Raw genomic sequence first — 21,454 nt, forward strand, 5'->3', positions numbered from 1 at the left:
TCAAGAGAGTCACCATCCCGGCAGCATATGCCCGGCGCGCAGGCGCGGCATCTTGGGGAACGTCTTCACGTCGCTATCCATCTCGTCAACCACGGCCATCGGTGAGATGTTGTCGAGGCAGGCTGTGATGTGGTCTGTAATGGCATTCACCAGTGACGGTGAGAGGCCCGGCCTTTTCATCAGGCCGATCTGCACTGGCGGCAGGGGCGGGAAACCGTCGGCGGCGGTCAGAACCTTCATGCCGGTGCGCAGCGCCGATTCAGGCAGGACAGAGACGGCCATGCCGGCCAGCACGGCGGCGGCGACGACGGTCGAGGACCAGCTGGTGAACAGCACCTGATAGTCCCGCCCATCGGCATCGAGCGCCGAACAGGCAAGCTGACGCCAGTGGCAGTCGCGCCGCCCGACGGCGAGCGGCACGGGTGCATCGTCCTTCAGCGGGTGGTTGGCGGAGGCGACCCAGCAGAGCGGTTCGGTGCGCACCACATCGGAGGAGCGGGCGCGCGGATTATGGGTAACAAGCGCGATATCGAGATCGCCGCGGTTCATTTTTTCGGCAAGGCTGGCTGAGGGTTCGCAGACAATATAAAGCTCGACATTCGGGTGGGTCTTTGCGAAACGCCCGATGATTTCAGGCATATAGCGGTCGGCGTAATCATCAGGGGTGCCGATGCGCAGCGTGCCTTCCAGCCGGTTGTCGTCGAAGGCCGCAATCGCCTCATTGTTGAGGCGGATGATACGCCGGGCGTAATTCATCAGTTTTTCACCCTCCGCCGTCAGACGGTTGCCACGCCCGTCCTTGGCGAAAAGCTGCTTGCCGATGCGCTCTTCCAGCCGCCGCATCTGCATGGAGACGGCGGATTGCGTCTTGAAAACGCGGTCAGCGGCTTTGGTAAAGCTGCCCGTATCGACGATGGCGATGAAGGTATGCAGCTGGTCTATGTCGAGAGGTGCGGACATGGATAGTCATCCATCAGAATGATTGATGTCTCACATTAGAAACATTCGTTGGACTGATCAATAGTCTTGCGACATTTTGACACCAAGCAAATCAGGATCAACCCGGGCCGACGGGATGTCGGGCCCTAACCCAAGGCAGCTTCTCGCGCGTGGTGCGTCGGGGGCGGTGCCGCCTCGTGCCGTTACGAAAGGATAAGTATCATGCGCACGGCAGAACGGAGAATGGAACTGGAACTTGTAACCGCACGGCCGGGGGACGTCTGGCGTCGCGCCGCTGTGCTGGGTGTTTCCGGCGTTAAAACCTTCGTGCAGCGCATCTACAATCGTATCGTGGCCAATGGTCTCACGGAACTTGATGACCGTCTTCTTGCCGATATCGGTCTGGCGCGGTCGGATGTCAGCGATGCTCTCAATACCGGCCTGTTGGAAGATCCGACGGCACATCTCACCCGGGCCGCGCGCAAACGTGCGGTCACGCGCTTCAAGACGCTTTGAAATTCCGCCTCCGGCAGACCTCCAGCTGCCGGACGTGGCTTCCAGCCGCAAGGTTTTCCCCGCAGGGTGATTTGCCAATAGCCCTGCCTTTGCCCGGTGTCAGGCCCCCTCGGCCGCGCCGGGCTTTTTTAATTGGGGTGCAGCTTCAGCACCAATACCTCAATATTGATATTCTTCGAAGACGGGTAGCACCGAGCCGCCCCAGCGGCCGTGATAAAGCGCAAGCAGGTCTTCCGCGAGCGTGGTCTTCTTGGCCAGCACCTCGTCCAGCGACGAGAGGAACACGGTCTCGTCCTGACCTTCGCCATTCAGCCGCTTGCGGTTTTTGAGGCCGGTGCGGGAAATGTCGAGAACCTCGCGGGCAATGCCGAGAAGCGGCTTGCCGGCAATCTCGGCATTGAGCCCCTTGGCCGGCACAGCGTTGCGAAGCGCGATCACCTCATCGAAGCTCCAGCCGGCGGTCAGCGCATCGGCAGCGGTCAACGCCTCGTCATCGTAAAGAAGACCGACCCAGAAAGCGGGAAGGGCGCAGATGCGCCGCCACGGGCCGCCATCCGCACCGCGCATTTCGAGGAAACGCTTCAGGCGGACATCGGGGAAAAGCGTGGAGAGGTGGTTCGTCCAGTCGCCCATGGTCGGCTCCCATGCGGCGATTTCGCCCTTCAGAGCCCCGTTCATGAACTGACGGAAGGTGACATGGGTGCAATCGTGATATTTGCCGTCGCGCACGATGAAATACATCGGCACATCAAGCGCCCATTCGACATAATCCTTGAAGCCGAAATCATCGTTGAAGGTGAAGGGCAGCACGCCCGCGCGGCGATTGTCGGTGTCACGCCAGATATCGCCGCGCCAGGAAAGAAGACCGTTCGGCTTGCCCTCGGTAAAGGGCGACGAGGCAAAAAGCGCGGTTGCCAGCGATTGCAGCTTCATGGAAACGCGCATCTTCCGGCGCATGTCCGCTTCGGAGGAGAAGTCGAGATTAACCTGAATGGTGCAGGTGCGGTACATCATGTCGAGACCCTTGGTCCCGACCTTCGGCATATAGCGCGTCATGATCGCGTAGCGCGATTTCGGCATGCGCGGCGTCTCGTCATAGCTCCACAGCGGGCTGCCGCCGATGCCGAGGAAACGGATGCCCATGGGCTCGGCTACTTCGCGCAGCATCGCCAGATGCTGGTTGGATTCCTTGCACGTCTGGTGCAGGTTTTCGAGCGGCGCGCCCGATAGTTCGAACTGGCCGCCCGGCTCGATGGAGATGGCGCCCATGCCGTGCTGCTCGCCAAGGCCGATGATGTTCCCGCCGTCCATGATCGGCTCCCAGCCGAGCTTTTCCTGCATGCCCTTCAAGAGCGCGGAAATGCTGGCCTCGCCAAAATAGGGGACGGGACTGTTATCCTCTCGGAAAAACGCGAATTTTTCGTGCTCGGTGCCGATGCGGAAGTCGGCTTCAGCTTTGCAACCGCCCGCCAGATAGTCTGTAAGCTCCGTGACGGAGGAGAGGGGGGTCTGGTCGGTCGTGTCGCGTGCCATGGCTTACCTTGTTATGACGTCTCTGTTGCGGCGAGGCATATGATTGGCAGATAGGGCCGGATCGTATCCGCTGGCAAATGAATTTCTTTTAAAGATGCATGAAGCGCAACGGGGCCGTTCAATTCCAGTCGCCGATCGCCGCCTGAATGACCGCGAGCGCGGCGACGGCGGCCGTATCGGCCCTCAGGATGCGCGGCCCGAGCGGAATGGGGGTAATGAAGGCAAGGCCGCGCAGAAGCTCCCTTTCTTCCTCGGAAAATCCGCCTTCCGGACCGACCAGCAGGGCAAGTTTGCGCTCCGTCACGGCTTGCAGGATCGGCAGCGGATTTTGCCCCGCATCGCCTTCGTCGCAATAGACGATGCGCCGGTCGTGGGGCCAGGTCTCGAGCATGTCCTTCAGTTTCACCGGCTCGGCTACCTCGGGCAGGGACAGTATGCCGCACTGCTCGGCGGCTTCGATAGCGTTGGCGCGCAGTTTTTCGGTATTGTGGATCTTGCCCTGAACATGCTGCGTCATCACCGGCTGCAACAGCCCGGCGCCCATCTCCACCGCCTTCTGCACCAGATAATCCATGCGCCCGGTTTTCAGCGGCGCGAAAAGATAATGCAGGTCCGGGGCGTTCGGCTGGGGCCGTGTCTGCTCGATGGGGACGAGAACGATCTTCTTGCGGCTCGGAAACGCGAGTTTCGCTTTCCATTCGCCGTCGCGACCGTTGAACAAAAGGATTTCCGCACCGTCGGTCATGCGCAGCACATTGGCGAGATAGTTGAATTGTTCGGCTGTTGCCTCCTGTGCGACGCCTTCGGCGAGGCTGGCTTCGATATAAAGGCGTTGCATCCGGAAATTTGCGCGCATGGGGTTCTGTTTCAGGTTCAGAGAAAGAGAGAGGACATGAGCCAGTAGAGCAGCGCCGCAAGCGTTGCACTGGAAGGAACGGTGACCAGCCAGGCGGCGATGATCGTCATGAAGTGGGAGCGGCGGACGAGATAACGGCGGCGTATCTCGGAAGGATTGTCGACATATCTTTCGGATCGGCGGGGCCTACCGTCACCAGCCTGAACAAGCTCCTGTCGCCGCCGCGACGATTGCGTGTACCATTCCCGGAAGAAACCAACGCCGAACACCGCGCCGATTGCCGTGTGGGTGGTGCTGACCGGCAGACCGAAGCGCGAGGCAATGAGCACGGTGAGCGCCGTGGCCACGGAAACGCAGAAGGCGCGCATCGGATTGAGCTTGGTGATCTGCTCGCCGACGAGGCGGATGAGGCGCGGGCCATAAAGAAGAATGCCGCAGGAAAGCCCGAAGGCGCCGACCAGCATTACCCATAGCGGCGCACGGGCGGATGTCTGCACCGCCTCGTCATGCAGGGCCCGCACGATGGCCACGACCGGACCGATGGCGTTCGAAACGTCATTCGCCCCATGAGCGAAGGACATCAGGCCGGCGGCGAGAACCAGCGGCCACTGGAACAGCGTCCGAAGCGACTGGTTGCGGTTTTCCAATCCCTCCGATTGTTTTCGGATGATCGGCACGCAGAGCCGCCAGACCACGAGCCCGGTCACAAGCCCCATGAGGCTGGCATGGCCAAGCGACACATGCATCAGCTGCCGCAATCCTACCCAGATGAGGTAGGCCATGAAGACGCCCGCCATCAAACCGATGAGAACCGGTACCCACAGCCGGGCGGCGGCGAGCTTGTCCTCGCGGTAAATGATGAATTCCTTGATGAAAGCAAGGATGGCGACGGCGATGATGGCGCTGATGAAGGGTGCCAGCACCCATGCGAAGGCGATGCTGCCGAGCGAAAGCCAGTCGACCGCCTTCGCTCCATAGGCCGCCATTCCAGCCCCCGCAACCCCGCCCACCACCGTATGGGTGGTGGAAATCGGCGCCCTTGTCCATGTCGAGACATTGACGAGAAGGCCGGCGGCGAGAAGCGCCGACAGCATGGCCCATGAAAAGGCGGTCCTGTCGGGAATGGTGCCGATGTTGATGATGCCGCTGGAAATGGTCTCGACGACGTTGCCGCCGGTTATCAGCGCCCCGGCAATCTCGCAGATGGCGGCGATGATGAGGGCGGCAGCAAGCGGCATGGCCTTGGCGCCCACCGCCGGGCCGACATTGTTCGTAACGTCGTTCGCACCGATGTTGATCGCCATATAGGCGCCGATGGCGACGGCGGCGATAATTATGACCGAACCCGCGGTGCCGGTGACGAAGACGCCGGCGAAGATGGCCGCCAGAACAACGAACATGAACCCTGCGCCAAGGCCGGCGAGCTGCTGCGTGACGTGCAGCGTCGCTTCCTCGACACGGGTAATCTTGTCGAGATCCTTATCGAGCGTTTGTTTCATGTTCAATGGCGGCTTGATTGCCATTCACACCTCGTTTGCCAGCATTCCCTTTCGTCCGGCAGCGTCGCAGGTTGAAGGCAATTTTACAGAAAGACTGTTACATCTCGCACATCTTTCCAAAAAGGAAAGACGATAAAGGCCAGGTTGGAAAAACAAACTGCTCATTGCCATGTCAAGGGCGGTCGCACTATTTCGAATGCGCCATCCGCTTGTCGAAAGCGAGCATCAGTGCTTTCAGTTCCGGCTCGTTGACACGTTTTCCCGCCTCCTGGGGGCTGACCCATTCCAGCCGCCTCGATTCCTTCTCGGGAAAGCTTTCCTGCATCTCCGAGACTTCGAGCAGATGCACCTGAACCCTGCACGGCACATTGACGCCGCTGTTCAGCTTTTTCTCGTATTCGTAATAACCGAAAGGCGCCTTTTCCACCGTGCCTTTGACGCCGGCTTCCTCATAGGCTTCCTGCTCGGCCACGGCATGGGCCTTCTTGTTGGCCATAGGCCAGCCCTTGGGAATGACCCAGCGTCCCGTATCCCGGCTGGTCAGCAGCAACACTTCCGGTCCCGGATTCTTCTTGGACAATCGATAGCACAGCGCCGCATATTGCTGTCGCGGCGGTCTGCGCAACATCAAGCCAACATCTGTCGCCAATCGATTCAAAATCTTCAATCCGAATAGGTCCTTCTTTGCCCGCTAATGATAATTGCTAATATAGATACTCCGTAAATTCCGCCAATCCCTCATCACCCATAACCCACTACTGTCTTCATGCTGATGAAGCCTGCAGGCCCGGAAAAAATACGGAAGATGTGCGAACAGGGCTTCGACCGGGCAGCTTCCCGGGCAAACAGCCGATTGCGGCAATCGCGGTTTTGTCTGCTTTCAGATCCTGAAACGCAAAACCGCTATGAATAATTGCCGATATTGCGCCTGTCGGGATTTAATCCCCAATGTCGGAGACCTTCGATCACGCCATCGGCTTCCGTCGCACGCGCCTGGAAGAAGCGATTGCCGCGGCCCGCCAGTGAGACAAGCTCCGGCAATGCATTGCCCACGATCACGCCGCGAATATCATTCAGTTCGAACATCGCCCGATCATTGCCAGTATCGCCCGCGACCGCTGATTCGTCGAGGTCGATGCGCAATTGTCCACATAACCATGCAAGCGCCGCACCCTTGTCAGCGGCCTTTGGCAATATGTCGAGATCGCGGTCGCTGGAATAGACGATGCGGGCATCGATATCGGCCGCCACAAGCGCTGCTTCGATCTCGCCAAGCGCCGCATCATCAGCGCCATGCAGGAACCAGCTGGATTTCAGGCCGTGCTGATAGCGCTCCTCCTGCATCGTCACGCCAGGCACTCCGGCCATCACGTCGATGATCCTCTGCGGATCGAAACCGGTGCCGAGAGAGGTTTTATAGGCGCTTTCGAGCTCACCACGCTCTTTCGCGTGCAGCATGGTGCCGACGCCGCCGATGATATAGTCGGGCTGCGGCAGTGGCACCTCTTCGAGCAGCGCAAGCTGGTCGTCGATCAGCCTGCCGCTGTTGAAAACCAGAAGGGGACGTTGACCGTCCGGCAACGAATACCAGAAATCGCGGAACCGGCGCGTGGCGTCGTTATCGCCGACGACGGTTCCGTCGAGATCTGTGGAAAAAAGGCGAAGCGGTCTCAATCGCCATCATTCCATGGTTCGGCCCAATCGGCTTCTTCCAGAACCGGCATCATGGTCCTGCCTTCCACAAGGGCGAGAAGCTGCTGGGCGATGCCGGTCCATGTGAACAGGCTGCGCGCCTTATGCGCCCCCATGCGGGAGAGCCGCCCGTAAAGCCGCTCATGTTTGAACGGCTTCATCATGGTGATGCCAAGGTCTTCCTTGTCGAAAGGATCGGCAAACAGCGCATGGCGGCCATAGCTGATGGCCCGGAACAATCCGCCATGGGTGGTGACGACGGTGGGCGTACCGCTCGCCATCGCCTCGATCGCCGTCATGCCAAAGGGTTCATAGCGGCTTGAGAGCACGAAGAGATCGGCGGCGCGATAAATGTCCGGCAGGTCCTCATCCGTGACGTAGCCGGAAAAGGCCACCTTGTCTTCGAGACCGAGCGCTCTCACCCGCTCCTTCAACTGGTTGAGGATCGTGGTTTCCTGCTCGTCCATATTCTCTCCGCCTACCGCCAGATGCAGCCGGGCTTCCGGTTCTCGCTCGGCAAGAACGGAGAAACCGTCGATCAGCAGGTCGTAACCCTTGTTGGTGGCGAGGCGTCCAAGCGCCAGCACCGTCTTGCCCTCGAAACCGAAGCGCTGGCGGATCATCTGCCGCGTCGCATCGGAAACCGGGAAGAAACGGTTGTCATCATAACCCGGCGGGATCATGTGGATATGTTTGCGCTTCAGGCCATAATCCTCGATCAGAACATCGAGCTGCACCGGCGTCGTGGCGATTACCATGTCGCAGCTGCGATAGATGATCAGCTCGTGCTGGATACGTTCCCTGAAGTTGAATTCCAGTTCGAACGTATCGGCCTTTTCCGGATAATCGGTCTCCATCTGGCGCTTTTTCCAGATGCCGAGCGAATGCGGCGTGTGCAGATGCGGGATTTTCAGCGCTTCGGAGAGCCGCTGCCCCGCCACGCCAGCATCCCAGTAATGGCTGTTGATGAAAGAATAATTCAGGTCGTTCTTCTTGATGAAACGCAACGCATTTTCGCACCACTCCATCAGGTGGCGGTGCAGATATTCCTTGGGAATGAAATCGCGGCCGCCGCAGGGAATGCGCACCACGCGGACGCGCTCGTCAACCTCATCAAATTCCGGCTGGTCTTCAAAACGGCGGGTGTAAAGATCGACAGTATAACCGAGCTGTCCGAGTTTGCGTGCAAGCTCAAGCACATAAACAACCTGCCCCCCGGTGTCCGCCGCGCCGAGTGGCGGGTGCGCGGCGACATAGCCATGCGTCGATATGAGAGCTATCCGCGGATAGCGTTCAGTTTCGCTCGTGGTCGTCATGGGTCCCATCTTGGTAAATTTTTCCAATTAACCCGATAAAAAGACCGAAGGGCACAAAAGGTTCCATCAAAAACTGAAAAAAGATGCCGTATTTTGCCGGATAGTGTTTTCAACCGCTGCGCTGCTGCTGCCTCAGACGCGAAATTCGGTCCCATTCCCGCGCCTGGTGGGCCTTGGATGTCGTCTCCACGATGAAGTCGATATGGGTCTCCGCCGCCGCCCTTGCCGCTGCCGGGTCGCCGGCGGCGATCGCATCGTGAATTGCGATATGCTGTCTCAGCACCTCATCATGGGCGCTGGACACGGTGAAGATGAGATGGCGATTATAAAAGATGTCGTCGCTCAGAAGTCGGTAGCAGGACCGCAACGTGTGCATCAGCACGATATTATGCGCCGCCTCGCCGATGGCGTTGTGAAACTCTACATCGCCCGCAAGCTCCTCTTCGAAACGGCCCGCCTCATGCGCTTCCCGCATTCTGTCTACGATGGCGGCAAGGTTGCGCCTGTCCGGTTCCGTCGCCCGCTGTGCGGCAAGTTCGGCGGTCATGCCTTCGATATAGCGGCGATATTCGAGGAAATCCCGCGTCGCCCGGCTGTGGCGGGTGATCAGCGCGCTCAAGGGATCGGAAAAGACCGGGCCGACAATATCGGCGACATAGGTGCCGCCGCCATGCCGGCTGGTAAGGAGGCCACGGGTCTCAAGCTCCTTCAGCGCTTCCCGCAGGATGGGCCGCGAGACATCGAGGCGTTGCGCCAGTTCGCGCTCGCCGGGCAGCCTGTCGCCGTCCCGCAATATGCCATCGAGGATCAGTTCCTCGAAACGCAAGATCACCTCCTGCGATGTGCGGCTGTGCTCGATGCGCGCAAAAAGCGTTTCGTCCATCGCAGAAGTCTCCGGCGAAATCCCGCCCCGTATTTCGATGGGGCAAATTATCAGCGAAGCAGCGCACTGGTCAAATATTCTATCCAGTTCCGCGCCTCATCCGCGCCATGCCTGCGGCAACACGGCATCTGCCTTTTCGAATTGGCTTTTGTTAAAGCAGCAGCAGGACAGGGCGACGAGGGCGGATTTTTCCGCCAGGTGGATCAAAACAATGACAGCGGCGTCGATTGCGGTGTTTTCATCGTGATCGATGTTTTAGAGTTTTTTCGCTTTTCTTCGAATCGCGAAAACACTCTAACTCTTTATTTTTGCGCATTTCCGGACGGAAAACCGGGGTCCACTTTTCCTGGAAATGCTCCAATGAAACCAGCGCAACAGGCGGGGACGATATTGCCATGGCCAAAGGTAGATTTGCTTTCGCAAGCGCGCCGGAAAGATCGCTGGCGCTCGGGGAGGTTCATGCGCGGCCGACGGTGCTTCTCGCACCCTCGCGCATCATCGTCCAGCTCGCCTTCATGATGGATGGCGGTTCCGCCGTGCATCACTCGGTCATCGCGGAAATGTCGCGCAGCCGCGGTGTTGCGCCGCCGGAGCGCGATGCCCGTCACCATGCCATGCCCTGGGGGCAGGGCACCTTGCGCTGGGAGCGGCATACCGAATTTTCGACCTGGTTCTGGGATGGCCCCGCGCCGGAAAAATTCGGCGGCGAGATTGCCGGCGATCCCTTCGGTGACGGCTTTTCGCCGCCCGGCTCGCTGATCTCGGGCGTGCGGCTTGAAATCCGCCCGGAAAATGGCGTGGCGTCTCAGGCGGAGACAATCTTCGAGCCGACCAGCCTCTGTCACAGTGACGTGCGTGACGGTCAGGCGGCGATCCTCACCGATTTCCGGCAGGATCGCGACGGGCTGACGCAGATATTGGTGATCGACCGGGGCCTCAGCGATTACAGCCGCGGTGCGCTGGTGCAGCGGCTGTTGGATATCGAGACCTATCGCACCCTTGCCATGCTCGGCCTGCCGATGGCGCAGACGCTGTCGCCGGAAATCCGCCGCATCGAGGACGGTTTGACGGGTATCACCCAGCGCATGAAAAACGGTGCGCGCGACGAGGCCGATGCGCTCTTGGCGGAAATGACCCGGCTTGCCGCGGAGCTGGAGGCCAATGCCGCGCTCAGCCTCTATCGCTTTGGCGCCAGCCGCGCCTATGACGGCATCGTGCGCGAACGCATCCGGGCGCTCGCCGAAACCCCGGTACAGGGCCATGAGACCATGGGTAGCTTTCTGGAACGGCGCATGGCGCCGGCCATGCGCACCTGCCAGTCGGTGGAGGAGCGGCAGGCCAACCTGTCGCGCAAGCTCTATCGCGCCACGGCGTTGGTTCGAAGCTGGATCGATGTGGAACTGGAACGGCAGAATACGGTGTTGCTGAACACCATGAACAAACGCGCCGCCATGCAGCTTCGCCTGCAGCAGACCGTGGAAGGCCTCTCGGTCGCGGCCATCTCCTATTATGTCGTCGGCCTCATCGGTTATCTCACCAAGGCGATCAGCCATGATGTGCTGCCGCTCGACCCCGCCGTGGTCACCGGCATCTCCGTTCCTTTCGCGGTCTTCGGCGTCTGGTGGGTGGTGCGCCGCATCCGCCGCTCCCATGCCGAGGGCGGGCACTGAGCCATCCCCACCCTTCATTCCTGTGACGAGCACAGGGATGAGAAAGGCGGCGGTTCCCTCAGCTCTGCTCCCAATAGGGTGAAGGCCCATAGAGCCCGGCCAGATAATCGATGAACAGCCGCACTTTCGCAGGCAGGAATTGCCGGCTCGGATAAACCGCCGAGAGCGTGACGTTTCGCGATCCCTCATAACCCGGCAGAACCTGCACCAGCTTGCCGCTGCGCAATTCATGGCCGATATCCCAGGTGGAGCGCAGCGCAATGCCGAGCCCTGATATCACCGCCTCGCGGATCACCTCGCTGGAATTGGTGATAAGCATCCCCTCCGGGCGAATGCTCATCGCGCCGCTCGGTCCCTCCAGCCGCCAGACATCGTTATTATGGGCAGGCAGGCAGCGGTGCTTCTTCAAGTCCTCGATTGTTGTCGGCATACCGTGGGCAGCCACATAGTCCGCTGACGCGCAAAGCATGCGACGCACCGGCGCCAGCCTGCGAGCTACGAGGCTGGAGGAATTGAGATCGGCGATACGGATCGCCAGATCGTAACCACCCTCGATGATGTCGATGAATTCGTCGCTCAGCACCAGATTGACCGAAAGATCCGGATGCCGCTCCATGAAACCCTTCAGATGCGGCGCGATATGCATGCGCCCGAAGGAGGTCGGCGCGGAAACCTTCAGCGTACCGTTGACCGTATTGGCGCGGCCGGACACGAAATCCTCGGCCTCCTCCAGCCCTTCCAGCACGGCAAGCACCCGCTCGTAAAAGCCCTGTCCCGCTTCGGTCAAAGAGATTTGCCGCGTGGTGCGCTGGAAAAGCCGTGCGCCCAGCTTTTCTTCCAGCCGCTTGATGCGCTTGGAAATGACGGCGGGCGAATAACCGAGCTCCCTTGCGGCCAACGACATGCTGCCGGAAGCGGCAACGCTTGCGAAGACTTCCAGATCGCCCAGATTCGTCATAGTTGCCCTCGATTGTTTCCAGAATGGAAAAAATCCATAACATTTGATTGCGTCGTTTCAAAGTGGTAAAGAAAGAATACCAGTTGGTAAGATGGCATGGAGGAGGGGCGGTGACGCAGCCGATCAAGTTTCTGGAGCCGCGCGCGAAAGTCGTCGCGGGGCGTGACCGCATCATAGCGGACCTCAAGGATATTCTGCCGGCGGATTGTCTCGTGCACGAACCGCGCGAACTCGTGCCTTTCGAAACCGACGCCTTCGTCTCCTATCGCCGCCTGCCGCTGGCCGTGGCGTTACCGAAAACGACGGAGGAGGTGGCGGCGGTGATGACATATTGTCACCGTTACGGCATACCGGTTGTGCCGCGCGGGGCTGGCACCTCGCTCTCCGGCGGGGCGATCCCGCAAGAGGATGCGGTGGTGGTCGGCCTTTCCAAGATGGCCTCGATCCTCGAACTGGATTTTTATAACCGTACAGCGCGGGTGCAGGCGGGCGTCACCAATCTTTCCATTTCCGATGCGGCAGGTGCAGAAGGTTTCTTTTACGCGCCGGACCCCAGCTCGCAGCTTGCCTGCACCATCGGCGGCAATATCGGCATGAATTCCGGCGGCGCGCATTGCCTGAAATACGGCGTCACCACCAATAATCTGCTTGGCGTGAAAATGGTGCTTGTCGATGGCACAGTGCTGGAACTGGGCGGCAAGCACCTCGATGCGGCCGGCTACGATCTGCTCGCCCTCGTCTGCGGCTCGGAAGGTCAGCTCGGTATCGTCACGGAAGCGACAGTGCGGCTGATCGCCAGGCCGGAAGGCGCGCGACCGGTGCTGTTCGGCTTCGAGACGTCCGAGGAGGCCGGTTCCTGCGTGGCCGATATCATCGGGGCGGGCATCATCCCGGTCGCCATCGAATTCATGGACAAGCCGGCCATCGAAATTTGCGAGGCCTTCGCCAAAGCGGGCTATCCGCTGGATGTCGGCGCGCTGCTGATCGTCGAGGTCGAAGGCTCCGAGGCGGAAATGGATGCCATGCTGGCTGACATCGTGGCGATTGCCCGAAAACATGGCGTGAAGACGGTGAAGGAATGCCAGTCGGCGATGGAAGCGGCGGCAATCTGGAAAGGCCGCAAATCCGCCTTCGGCGCGACCGGCCGCATCGCGGATTATATCTGCATGGATGGAACGGTGCCGCTTTCGCAACTTTCTTATGTATTGAAAAAGACAAGCGAAATCACCGACCGGCTCGGCCTGCGCGTCGCCAATGTCTTCCATGCCGGCGATGGCAACATGCACCCGCTCATCCTGTTCAACGCCAACGATCCGGAGGACGCAGCCCGTGCGGAAGAGGCAGGCAATGAAATATTGAAGCTCTGCGTCGATGCCGGCGGTTGTCTCACCGGCGAACATGGTGTGGGCATCGAAAAACGGGACTTGATGCGCCACCAGTACGGCGAGGCCGATCTTGCCCAGCAGATGGCGGTGCGCGCGGCTTTCGATGAGGACTGGCTGATGAACCCTTCCAAGGTGTTTCCGCTGGAGGCGAGGGGATGATGGGTGTGGGATTTTTGACGTTGGAGAGTGTGGCTTACCCCCCTCTGCCCTGCCGGGCATCTCCCCCTCAAGGGGGGAGATCGGCAAGCGGAGAACACACCGCCCATGGAACGAGCGAGTGCGGCATATCGATCTCCCCCCTTGAGGGGGAGATGCCCGGCAGGGCAGAGGGGGGTGCCCCTCGCGCAAACGTCGCTGTCCCATGCCCGGAGCCCGCCGCCCCATGCTGACCCCCTATGCAGAAACCCAGGTCGCCGACATCATCCGCGACCACGCCGCGCGAAAATCCGCACTGAAAATCATCGGCGGCAACACCCGCTCCGGTTTCGGCAATGCTGTCACGGCAGATGAAGCACTCTCTTCCCGCGCGATGAACGGCATCGTTTCCTATCTGCCCGCCGAAATGGTCATGACCGTCAGGGCCGGCACCCCGCTCGCCACCGTCGAGGCGGCTCTCACTGAAAACCGCCAGATGATGGCCTTCGAGCCGATGGATCACCGCCCGATCATGGGCACCGAAGGTGAGCCGACCATTGGTGGCGTCTTCGCCGCCAATGTTTCCGGCCCGCGCCGTTATGTGGCCGGTGCGGCCCGCGACAGCCTGCTGGGTATCCGTTTCGTCAATGGCAGCGGTGAGGTCATCAAGGCCGGCGGCCGGGTGATGAAGAATGTAACCGGGCTTGATCTTTCGAAATTCCTGGCCGGGTCTTTCGGCACGCTCGGTTTCCTCACCGAAGTCACATTCCGCGTGCTGCCGAAACCACCGGTGGAAAAAACCGTCGTCGTTTCCGGTCTCGACGATGAAGCGGCGACGCGCATCATGGCGGCGGCGATGGCGATGAGCGTCGAGGTTTCCGGCGCGGCGCATCTGCCGGAAAGCGTTCGTTCCCGTTTCATCGATGGCGGATTGCCGGACGGCCCGGCGACCATTCTGCGTCTGGAAGGCCTTGCGGCTTCGGTGGAGGCGCGCACGGCCAAACTCCTTTCCGTCATGGACCGGGTCGGGCCGTGGGCGCTGCTGGAGGCCGAGGAGAGCAGGCTTTTGTGGCGTCAGGTGCGCGATGTCGCGCCCTATGCCGGGCAGGCGGCGAAGCCCTTGTGGAAAGTATCGGTCGCGCCTTCGGTGGGGCATCAGCTTGTTGCGGCGCTGCGCATGGAGGCGGGCATAGACGCCTTTTACGACTGGCAGGGCGGCCTTGTCTGGATGCAGATGGAGGCGGACCCCGAGGCGGATTTGCTGCGGGGCGCGATCCGGGCGCTTGGCGGCGGCCACGCGACTTTGGTGAGGGCAAGTGATGCGGCGCGCGCCACGGTCGCTGCCTTCGAACCGCGCCCGGCGGCGGAAGCGCTGCTTTCTGCGCGTATCAGGGAGAAGCTCGATCCGGCGGGCATCTTCAATCCCGGCAAGATGGCCGTAACGATGGAAGGGGCCGTCTGAACCATGCAAACATCATTCACATCAGAACAACTGGCCGATCCGCATGTGGCGGAATCCGAAAAAATCCTGCGCAAATGTGTGCATTGCGGCTTCTGCACCGCCACCTGTCCCACCTATGTCACGCTCGGCAACGAGCTGGACAGTCCGCGCGGCCGCATCTACCTCATCAAGGACATGCTGGAAAACAGTCGCCCGGCCGACCGCGAGGTCGTCACCCATATCGACCGCTGTCTTTCCTGCCTTGCCTGCACCACCACCTGTCCCTCCGGCGTGGATTACATGCATCTGGTCGATCATGCTCGCGCCCATATCGAACAGACATACAAGCGCCCCTTCAGGGATCGGCTGATCCGTAATCTTCTGGTTGCCGTCCTGCCCCATCCAGCCCGTTTCCGGCTGGCCCTGCATCTGGCCCGGCTGGCGCGGCCTTTCTCCGGTCTGCTTGCCAAGGTTCCGGCGCTGAAGCCGCTGCAATCCATGCTCGCTCTCGCCCCCGTCGCCGTGCCTGCGGCCTCCGCATCGACCCGTCCGGGAGAGCGGCCGGCCGAAGGCGAGAAACGTGGACGCGTGGCAATCCTCACCGGCTGCGCCCAGCCGGTGCTCGATCCCGGCATCAACGAGGCGACGTTGCGCCTGCTGGCGCGGCTCGGCATTGAGGTCGTGGTGCCGAAGGGGGAGGGCTGCTGCGGTTCTCTCGTGCATCATATGGGGCGCGAGGAAGAGGCGCTCACCTCCGCAAGGCGCAACGTTGACGTCTGGACGCGCGAGATGGAACGCGGCGGTCTCGACGCCATCATCATCACCGCTTCCGGCTGCGGCACCACCATCAAGGATTACGGCCATATGCTGCGGCTCGATCCGGCCTATGCCGAAAAAGCCGCACGGGTCTCGGCTTTGGCGAAGGACATCACCGAATATCTCGCCACCCTCGATCTGCCGCAAAAGCAGAATCAGGGTCTGACGGTGGCCTATCATTCCGCCTGCTCCATGCAGCACGGCCAGAAAATAACGCTCGCCCCAAAACAATTGCTGAAGGCGGCGGGTTTCACCGTGCGCGATCCGGCGGAAGGGCATCTCTGCTGCGGCTCGGCCGGAACCTACAACATTCTGCAGCCGGAGATTTCCGCCACGCTGAAGGCGCGCAAGGTGAAGAACATCGAGGCCACACGGGCGGATGTCATCGCGACAGGCAATATCGGCTGCATCACGCAGATCGGAACCGGCACGGATATGCCGATCCTGCACACGGTGGAGCTGCTGGACTGGGCCTATGGCGGGCCGAAACCGGCGAGGCTTTCGGTTTAGAACGCCGTGTGCCGATAAGGCAGTGATCCAGCGCGCCATGACGTGTGCCGCAAAGATTGGGTCGTGAGGGTTTTCTTTGTTCTCTCCTCATCCCTGTGCTTGTCACAGGGATCCAGCCAGCCCAAGTCTTTGGGCTTGAAGGACTCTCCCCGCCGCGCAGACGCGCGTCGGCTGGATTCCTGTGACAAGCACATGAATGACGGAAGAGAGCTAGAACTTATACGCCACGCCGAAATTCACCGCATTGGTGATGATATCGGTCTTCAACGAGCCGCCATTGTCGATATCGACGTCGACGAAGGAATAGGTGCCCTTATATTCCACGAAGGTCGACCAGTTGTCGGTGATGCGGTAGCTGAGGCCGGCCTGCGCCTGCAGGGTTGCGCCGCCGAACTGGTATTCGAAGGTCCTGCCTGAGGGACGGTAGACTTCCACATGCGGCACGTTGATGCCGACGCCGGCACCCACATAAGGGGTGATCGGCAGGGATTCCAGCGGGAAGCGATAGAGCGCATTCAGCGTCAAAAGGTTCAGGCCGTCGGTGAATTCGAAATGCGACCAGCCGGAACGGGCAAGCGTCTCGTCGTCGGCATAGACCTTGTCATGGGTGAAATCGAGCGAGATGCCGAAATTCCTGAGCTGGCCCTCATCGAACCAGTAGGTGCCGCGCACGCCCCAATAGGGTGGATTGGAAAACGACTTGCCTTCCCACCCGGCCCGGAAATCAGGCCCGTCGGAAACCGTCACATCGCTGTGCGGCGCGCTTTGCCAGCCGCCATAACCGGAAATTTCAAATTCGCCCGCGATTGCGGCAGAGAAGGAAACGCCGCTGAAGAGCAGGGCGCAAACAAATGAAGTATGGCGCGGCATGAAGTGAATCCAGATTGATATCAGTAATTCACCAAACCGTTTTTTGATAACATTTGAATGACAGAAACGAAAAACGGGCGGTCAGTTGACCACCCGTTTCAAGGCCGTTCCGTCATCTTTGTGAGAGAGGTCCGGCGCCTGGCGTCCCCCGCCAAGTCTCCTTCAATCAATCTAGCGCCGATTGTACCGCTGCGGGACGTCAATTCAAGCGCGATGCGCCGCCACGCCGAATATAAGCCTACGTATTAGCGGTGCCGTTGCCATCATATCACTATGACCTTGGTGCCCACATTCACGCGTTCATAGAGATCGGTGACATCCTCGTTGCGCATGCGGATGCAGCCGGAGGAATTGTTGCTGCCGATTGTCCAGGGTTGGTTGGTGCCGTGGATGCGGTAAAGCGTCGAGCCGAGATACATGGCGCGCGCGCCCATCGGGTTCGCCGGGCCGCCTTCCATGAAGGCCGGCAGGTAATGTCCCTTCCTCGCCTCGCGGGTGATCATTTCCTTCGGCGGGGTCCAGCTCGGCCATTCCGCCTTGCGGGTCACCTTGTGGGTGCCTGCCCATTCGAAACCGGGCTTGCCGACACCGACGCCGTACCGCCGGGCCTTGCCATCGGCGAGAACGAGATAAAGGAAACGGTTCGGCGTATCGATGACGATGGTCCCGGGTTTTTCACTGGTCGTATAGGTGACGATCTGCGGCAGGAATTGCGGTGCGATCTGGGTGCGCACCGGCGCGTTGGGGCGTACTGCGGCATTCTGCACCCTTGCCGGGCGCTGCGATGTGACGCCGGAGCTGGGGCGCTGCGGCATGGCGGCCTGACGCCGCTGGAAGAACGGCTGGCGTGCGGCAGGGGCGCGCGGATAAACCACGGGGCGAACATTGCCGCGACCGCCGAGCTGGGTGACCCAGGGGGCGGAAAGATCGGGGCTGACGACAATGGGCGGACGCTCGCGATAACGCTCATTGGCCATGGCGGCCGGAACGGCAAAGGTGGAAACGAGGCTCAGCGCCAGAAAAACGGACTTCATCGTCATCGGGTGGACTCTCTCTGCGGGATGTCGCAACTATGGATTTGCGGGCCTGTTCGCCCGCTTTGACGGACAAGTTCGCACCTCGACGCCAGCGAATCGTAAATGGCGGCTCATTAAAAAGCGCTTGATTAGGGAAAGCTGTATTTAAGGTTAGCACCCGGTTTTGAAACGTGGTGAATGAGTGGTAAGTGCGCGGTCTGAACCGGTCGCGGGCTGGAGTGAGAAGGGTGATTGCGGAATGAATGAAGCGGGAATTGAAACGGGCGCGGATGGCCTGGTGCGGTGTTTCTGGCAGCAGGGACTTGCGGATTACAGCCGTTACCACGACGAGGAATGGGGTTATCCCGTCACCGACGATCGCCGCCTTTTCGAGAAGATTTGCCTGGAAGGTTTCCAGTCCGGCCTTTCCTGGCTGACCGTTCTGCGCAAGCGCGAGGCTTTCCGTCTCGCTTTCGCCAATTTCGAATTCGAAAAGGTGGCGGAATTCGGTGACGCCGATATCGAGCGCTGCCTTGCCGACAAGGGCATCATCCGCCATCGCGGCAAGATCGTTTCGACCATCAACAATGCCCGCCGCGCCATGGCGCTGCGCGATGAATTCGGTTCGCTCGCCCGTTATTTCTGGGGTTTCGAACCCGCTGCCGCAGAAAGGCCGCAAAGGCTGGACTATGCGACGTTAAGGGCCAATCCCACCAGCGCCGCCTCCATCCGCCTTTCCAAGGATTTGAAGAAACGGGGCTGGACCTTTGTCGGCCCGACGACCGTCTATGCATTCATGCAGGCCATGGGTATGGTCAACGACCATATCGAAGGCTGTCATTGCCGCCAGCCGATAGAGGTCATGCGGCGGGAGTTTGTACGTCCATGAAGGTAACCTCCCTTCTTCTGGCGCTCACCATGGCCGTGGCTGCCTTGCCGCATCCATCCTTGGCGGAAAGCCGCAATGTCGATGGCATCTGGCTCGATGACGGTGAAAGGCTGAGGGAAGTAGCCCTGCCGCCGGAAGGACCGCTGACGCTGGACGGCTGGACGCGGCGTGGGCGTGGCGATGTGTATCGCCTGAAGGTGAAGGCGGGGCAGACGGTGAAGATCGAACTTGCCGCGTCAAGCGAATTTGTGCTGATGGCGATATTCGATTTTTCGACGCCGGATGAGGACGCGATCTTCTTCAGCGATTCCCAAGGGAAAACGGCGACCCTGACGCCCAAGGCGGATACGGAATGGCTGATCCGCCCGACGCTGATCCTGGGATCGCCGCGCCGCGGGCTCGGCGCGCACTACAAATTGACGGTCAGCACCGCTAAATAAAGCTCTCCAGCAAGCCCTGTTTGATCAGGCTGCCTGCGTCAGAATGATCAGGCCGAAACTCAGAACGCCCAGCAGCACGAGCGACAGGCTGGCGGCAATGATGACCTTGCCACCGGCATGGCGAAGGCTGCGAATATCGACGGATAGTCCCAGAGCCGCCATCGACATGATCGTGAGAATGTTGGAGAGCGAGGCGACGGGGGAAAGCAGGACCTCGGGGATGAGGCCGAAGGAGCGTGCCATGATCATCAGCACGAAGCCGATGATGAACCACGGAACCATCTGCTGCAGCTTCAGGCGTCCCTTGCCGGACTGGCCGTGAATGACGGAGAGAGTGGCGATGACAGGCCCTAGCATCAGCACGCGGATGAGCTTGACGATGGTGCCCGTCTGCACGGCCACGGCTCCAAGCGGTGCGGTGGCGGCCAGAACCTGCGGCACGGCATAGACCGTAAGCCCGGCGAAGATGCCGTATTGGGTGGCGTCGAGTCCGAGGAGCTGCGGCAGGAACGGCATCAAAAGCACGGCAGCGACACCGAGAACGGCAGTAAAAGCAATCGAGGCGGCGACATCTTCAGGCTTGGCGCCGATGGCGGGCGCAGCAGCTGCAATGGCGGAATTGCCGCAGATGGAATTGCCGCAGGCGATAAGGGTTGCGAGTTTGGGCGGTAGACCCAGCATTCGTCCGGCTGCGTAGCTCACAGCCAACGACAGCGCCACGATCAGCGCGATGCCGCCGATCAGCAAGCCGCCAGCGCCTTTGAGAATGGAAAGGCTCAAGGATGCGCCGAGAAGCGCCACGGCGATTTCAAGCAGCGTCTTGGCACTGAACTTTATCCCCGCCGAAGCGACTGAAGGCAGCGACACCAGCGAACGCAAAAGCGTGCCGATCAGGATGGCAAGCACCAGATCGCCAAGCCAGGCGTGGCCGGCAATCCGTACCTGAAAACGCTCCGCCAGAATGGCCGCGCAGCTGACCGCCGCGCAGATGAGAATGCCCGGCAGAAGCGGGCTGAGCCAGCGGAGAGAAAACTGAAAGGGGTGAGCGAGGGTGCGATGGTGTGCCATGGGCAGACAATGCCGCAGTCGCCTGTTTTATTCTATCAAATAATATGGCATATATCGTTCGATAAAATCGAATGAAACGCCATGACCTTCGAACAGCTCCGCATCTTCATCGCCGTCGCCGAACGCGAACATCTGACCCGCGCCGCCGAAGCCATCGGCCTCACGGCGTCCGCCGTCAGTTCCGCCATCAAGAACCTCGAGGCCTTTTATAATGTCGAGCTGTTCCATCGCGTCGGCCGCAACATCGAGTTGACCGAAAGCGGCCGGGCGTTTCTGGGCGAAGCAAAGGCGACGCTGGCGCGTGTACGCAATGCCGAATTGATCCTCTCTGAGATGGGCGGGCTGACGCGCGGCGAAATCACCGTCTGCGCCAGCCAGACGATTGCAAGCTACTGGCTGCCGCCAATTCTGATGCAGTTCAAGAAACTCTATCCCGGCGTGACCGTGCGGCTTGATATCGGTAATACCAAGACGGTGACGCAGGCGGTGCTGGAGGGCTTGGCGGAGGTGGGGTTCATCGAAGGCAAGATCGATGAGCCGGCACTGATGGTGCAGCCCGTCGTGTCTGACAAGCTGCTGGTCGTCACCGGTTCGGCCCACCCTTTCGCTGATGGCCGTTATCTCACAGCACTTGATATGCTTTACGGCACCTCGTGGGTTCTACGCGAACAGGGCTCCGGTACCCGTTCCGCCTTTGAGGCGGCGGTGCGGCAGATGGGTGTGGATCCGGGTGAGCTCTCCGTCATGCTGGAATTGCCATCCAACGAGGCCGTGGTGATGGCTGCCCGCTCCGGCGGCGCGGCCACCGCCGTCTCCGCTTCCGTCGCGTCGCTTTTCCTGCGGCAGGGCCTGCTAGTTCGTGCCGGTATCGATCTGCCGGCACGCAATTTTGCCCTGCTGCGCCACAAGGAGCGCCATACCAGCCGCGCTGCGATGGAGCTGGAGCGTCTCAGCCGGGCGGCGTCGGAGGATTATAAGGCGGGACTTGCGGGGTTGTAGGCCGCAGGCGCAAGGCGCGTGAT

The 21,454-nt window shown here is 60.6% G+C and carries 20 protein-coding genes; 8 read left to right on the forward strand and 12 right to left on the reverse strand.

Annotated features, from left to right (window positions below):
* Nucleotides 1–9: 9 nt before the first annotated feature.
* Entirely contained in the window at nt 10–960 is a 951-nt protein-coding gene (locus PL599_RS07415; protein ID WP_077983334.1) for a LysR substrate-binding domain-containing protein, read from the reverse strand.
* 201 nt (nt 961–1,161) lie between these two features.
* Here PL599_RS07415 and PL599_RS07420 point away from each other — a divergent pair, with 201 nt between their 5' ends.
* Entirely contained in the window at nt 1,162–1,455 is a 294-nt protein-coding gene (locus PL599_RS07420) for a DUF1127 domain-containing protein (RefSeq protein WP_142912802.1), read from the forward strand.
* 159 nt (nt 1,456–1,614) lie between these two features.
* Here the strand turns inward: PL599_RS07420 and PL599_RS07425 are convergent, their stop codons facing one another.
* The 7 genes from PL599_RS07425 to PL599_RS07455 form a co-directional block, all read right to left on the reverse strand.
* Nucleotides 1,615–2,988 carry a glutamate--cysteine ligase gene (locus tag PL599_RS07425; RefSeq protein ID WP_142912803.1) on the reverse strand — a complete coding sequence of 458 codons (1,374 nt, stop codon included), beginning with the start codon at nt 2,986–2,988 and terminating at the stop codon, nt 1,615–1,617.
* A gap of 118 nt (nt 2,989–3,106) precedes the next feature.
* On the reverse strand, nt 3,107–3,844 hold the full coding sequence (locus PL599_RS07430; protein WP_269823308.1) for a 16S rRNA (uracil(1498)-N(3))-methyltransferase: 738 nt from the start codon (nt 3,842–3,844) through the stop codon (nt 3,107–3,109).
* A gap of 17 nt (nt 3,845–3,861) precedes the next feature.
* Nucleotides 3,862–5,367: an inorganic phosphate transporter gene (locus PL599_RS07435; protein ID WP_077983331.1), complete on the reverse strand. Its 1,506-nt coding sequence runs from the start codon at nt 5,365–5,367 to the stop codon at nt 3,862–3,864.
* Between the two features lie 163 nt (nt 5,368–5,530).
* The gene (locus PL599_RS07440; protein WP_269823307.1) at nt 5,531–5,971 is read right to left on the reverse strand and encodes an NUDIX hydrolase; all 441 of its coding nucleotides are present in this window, start codon (nt 5,969–5,971) and stop codon (nt 5,531–5,533) included.
* A gap of 275 nt (nt 5,972–6,246) precedes the next feature.
* Nucleotides 6,247–7,017: an HAD family hydrolase gene (locus PL599_RS07445; protein ID WP_269823306.1), complete on the reverse strand. Its 771-nt coding sequence runs from the start codon at nt 7,015–7,017 to the stop codon at nt 6,247–6,249.
* Nucleotides 7,014–8,360: a glycosyltransferase family 4 protein gene (locus PL599_RS07450; RefSeq protein WP_162520476.1), complete on the reverse strand. Its 1,347-nt coding sequence runs from the start codon at nt 8,358–8,360 to the stop codon at nt 7,014–7,016. The genes PL599_RS07445 and PL599_RS07450 overlap by 4 nt, the downstream gene beginning before the upstream one ends.
* A gap of 100 nt (nt 8,361–8,460) precedes the next feature.
* Entirely contained in the window at nt 8,461–9,234 is a 774-nt protein-coding gene (locus PL599_RS07455) for a FadR/GntR family transcriptional regulator (RefSeq protein ID WP_142912806.1), read from the reverse strand.
* 395 nt (nt 9,235–9,629) lie between these two features.
* On the opposite strand from PL599_RS07455, the gene PL599_RS07460 reads away from it, so the two are divergent.
* Complete coding sequence (locus tag PL599_RS07460; protein WP_142912807.1) at nt 9,630–10,904, forward strand: DUF3422 family protein; 1,275 nt, start codon at nt 9,630–9,632, stop codon at nt 10,902–10,904.
* A 58-nt stretch (nt 10,905–10,962) separates the two neighbouring features.
* On the opposite strand, the gene PL599_RS07465 is transcribed toward PL599_RS07460, so the two are convergent.
* Complete coding sequence (locus PL599_RS07465; RefSeq protein ID WP_142912808.1) at nt 10,963–11,862, reverse strand: LysR family transcriptional regulator; 900 nt, start codon at nt 11,860–11,862, stop codon at nt 10,963–10,965.
* Nucleotides 11,863–11,972: 110 nt separating this feature from the next.
* Here PL599_RS07465 and PL599_RS07470 point away from each other — a divergent pair, with 110 nt between their 5' ends.
* From PL599_RS07470 to glcF, 3 genes are all read left to right on the forward strand, one after another.
* On the forward strand, nt 11,973–13,406 hold the full coding sequence (locus PL599_RS07470; RefSeq protein ID WP_269823305.1) for an FAD-linked oxidase C-terminal domain-containing protein: 1,434 nt from the start codon (nt 11,973–11,975) through the stop codon (nt 13,404–13,406).
* Nucleotides 13,407–13,629: 223 nt separating this feature from the next.
* Nucleotides 13,630–14,844, forward strand: a complete 1,215-nt coding sequence (gene glcE / locus PL599_RS07475) for a glycolate oxidase subunit GlcE (RefSeq protein ID WP_269823304.1) — start codon at nt 13,630–13,632, stop codon at nt 14,842–14,844.
* Nucleotides 14,845–14,847: 3 nt separating this feature from the next.
* Entirely contained in the window at nt 14,848–16,149 is a 1,302-nt protein-coding gene (glcF, locus tag PL599_RS07480; protein ID WP_077983319.1) for a glycolate oxidase subunit GlcF, read from the forward strand.
* 210 nt (nt 16,150–16,359) lie between these two features.
* On the opposite strand, the gene PL599_RS07485 is transcribed toward glcF, so the two are convergent.
* Both PL599_RS07485 and PL599_RS07490 read right to left on the reverse strand, forming a co-directional pair.
* Entirely contained in the window at nt 16,360–17,019 is a 660-nt protein-coding gene (locus tag PL599_RS07485; RefSeq protein WP_149146854.1) for an outer membrane beta-barrel protein, read from the reverse strand.
* Nucleotides 17,020–17,282: 263 nt separating this feature from the next.
* On the reverse strand, nt 17,283–18,059 hold the full coding sequence (locus tag PL599_RS07490) for a L,D-transpeptidase (RefSeq protein ID WP_080791296.1): 777 nt from the start codon (nt 18,057–18,059) through the stop codon (nt 17,283–17,285).
* A 235-nt stretch (nt 18,060–18,294) separates the two neighbouring features.
* Between PL599_RS07490 and PL599_RS07495 the strand changes: the two genes are divergently transcribed.
* Entirely contained in the window at nt 18,295–18,924 is a 630-nt protein-coding gene (locus PL599_RS07495; RefSeq protein WP_269823303.1) for a DNA-3-methyladenine glycosylase I, read from the forward strand.
* Nucleotides 18,921–19,364, forward strand: a complete 444-nt coding sequence (locus PL599_RS07500) for a hypothetical protein (RefSeq protein WP_269823302.1) — start codon at nt 18,921–18,923, stop codon at nt 19,362–19,364. The genes PL599_RS07495 and PL599_RS07500 overlap by 4 nt, the downstream gene beginning before the upstream one ends.
* A gap of 24 nt (nt 19,365–19,388) precedes the next feature.
* Here the strand turns inward: PL599_RS07500 and PL599_RS07505 are convergent, their stop codons facing one another.
* Nucleotides 19,389–20,432 carry a YeiH family protein gene (locus tag PL599_RS07505; RefSeq protein WP_269823301.1) on the reverse strand — a complete coding sequence of 348 codons (1,044 nt, stop codon included), beginning with the start codon at nt 20,430–20,432 and terminating at the stop codon, nt 19,389–19,391.
* A gap of 81 nt (nt 20,433–20,513) precedes the next feature.
* On the opposite strand from PL599_RS07505, the gene PL599_RS07510 reads away from it, so the two are divergent.
* Nucleotides 20,514–21,431, forward strand: a complete 918-nt coding sequence (locus tag PL599_RS07510) for a LysR substrate-binding domain-containing protein (RefSeq protein ID WP_269823300.1) — start codon at nt 20,514–20,516, stop codon at nt 21,429–21,431.
* The last annotated feature ends 23 nt before the right edge of the window (nt 21,432–21,454 follow it).

This window comes from Agrobacterium sp. ST15.16.055, from assembly GCF_027956555.1.
In the GTDB taxonomy this organism is placed as follows: domain Bacteria; phylum Pseudomonadota; class Alphaproteobacteria; order Rhizobiales; family Rhizobiaceae; genus Agrobacterium; species Agrobacterium salinitolerans.